Consider the following 1,429-nt stretch of genomic DNA (forward strand, 5'->3'; position numbering starts at 1 on the left):
CGCGAATGCGGTGTGTCAGACAACCTTTTGCCGAATGACACACCGCTTTCGCGAGCAAGCCCGCTCCCACAAGGGGTTGGGGGTGACTTCGGGATTAGCGGTAGCGCTGCAGGTGTTCTCTGACTTTCGCGGCGGGGACTTTCTGCAGTTTGCACAGCAGGTCGTGGTTCAGCTCACGCACCCCATGCTTGTGCCGCAGTTCTTCCGCCAGATGCGCCATCAGGTTGGCCGCCATCTCGGCATCCGCCATCGCCCTGTGCGCCTGGCCGGTATGCGGCAGGCGGGCGAAGGTGGTGAGGGTGCCGAGCTTGTGATTCGGTGCCGCTGGCATTAGGCGGCGGGCCAGCAATAGCGAGCAGGCGAAGTTCTGCAGACGGGTGCGTTTGATCCGCCCCAGTTCGAAGTCCCAGAACTTCTGGTCGAACGAGGCGTTGTGCGCCACCAGCGGCGTGCAACCGACGAATTCGTTGACCTCTTCCATGACCCGCTCGGCCGAGGGTGCACTGCGCAACATGGCGTTGCTGATGCCGGTCAGTTGTTCGATGAACGCGGGGACGCGGACGCCGGCGTTCATCAGGCTCTGGTAACGCTCGACGATACGGCCGTTTTCCAGCATGACCACGGCGATTTCCGTGGCGCGACAGCTGCTGTTCGGCGACAGGCCGGTGGTTTCAAAGTCGATGACTGCAATGCGTTCCAAACCGGGTTCAACTCCGTTCAAATCAATTCTTGAACAACGCTCAGTTTTTCAACAGCAGTGCGCCTTCGATCGGCACATAACGGCTGGCGGCGCGGATCAGCGAGTTGGCGGTCAGGCCCGGCACGCCATAGGCCACTGCCTGTACGCCGTGCTTGCTGATGATGCGTTCGAGCAGCATGTCGAAGTCGCCGTCACCGGAGGCCAGGACGATTTCGTCGACATGGTCGGCGGCGTCCATGATGTCGAGGGTGATGCCCACGTCCCAGTCGCCCTTGGCCGAGCCGTCGCTGCGCTGGATATAGGGTTTGAGCTTCACGGTGAAACCGAGGTTGCGCAGGATCTGCTGGAACTGCTGCTGCTTGCTGTCGCCACGGTCGATGGCGTAGGCATAGGCCTCGACGATCTGCCCTTGCTTGCTAATGTCAGCCCACAGCGCGGCGTAGTTGAAATGGCAACCATAGGCCTGACGCACGGTGTAGTAGAGGTTCTGCACATCGGCGAACACTGCGATTTTTTTCACCGGGATTCCTGTGAGCGCATAGCGCACGAAGCGGGATCAGGCGCCGGGCCCGAAAAAGGCGCTCAGTATGCCAGTCCACAGGAAGGTGGCGCGAATAATCAACCCACCACTCCGGACGGATGGTGGACTGTGGTGAGGGGATTTATCCCCGATGGAGTGCGCAGCAGTCCCATTTTCGGGGCCGCTGCGCTGCCCATCGGGGATAAATC

At 61.0% G+C, this 1,429-nt stretch carries 2 protein-coding genes; both read right to left on the minus strand.

From position 1 onward, the window contains the following. Positions 1-94 precede the first annotated feature (94 nt). Complete coding sequence (locus QMX91_RS31110) at positions 95-700, minus strand: 3'-5' exonuclease (RefSeq protein ID WP_223007235.1); 606 nt, start codon at positions 698-700, stop codon at positions 95-97. A gap of 40 nt (positions 701-740) precedes the next feature. Beyond that, positions 741-1,220 carry an NYN domain-containing protein gene (locus QMX91_RS31115; RefSeq protein WP_007963710.1) on the minus strand — a complete coding sequence of 160 codons (480 nt, stop codon included), beginning with the start codon at positions 1,218-1,220 and terminating at the stop codon, positions 741-743. Positions 1,221-1,429: the final 209 nt, after the last annotated feature.

Origin of the sequence: Pseudomonas sp. PS01299, assembly GCF_029960145.1 — a bacterium.
Lineage (GTDB): Bacteria > Pseudomonadota > Gammaproteobacteria > Pseudomonadales > Pseudomonadaceae > Aquipseudomonas > Aquipseudomonas putida_A.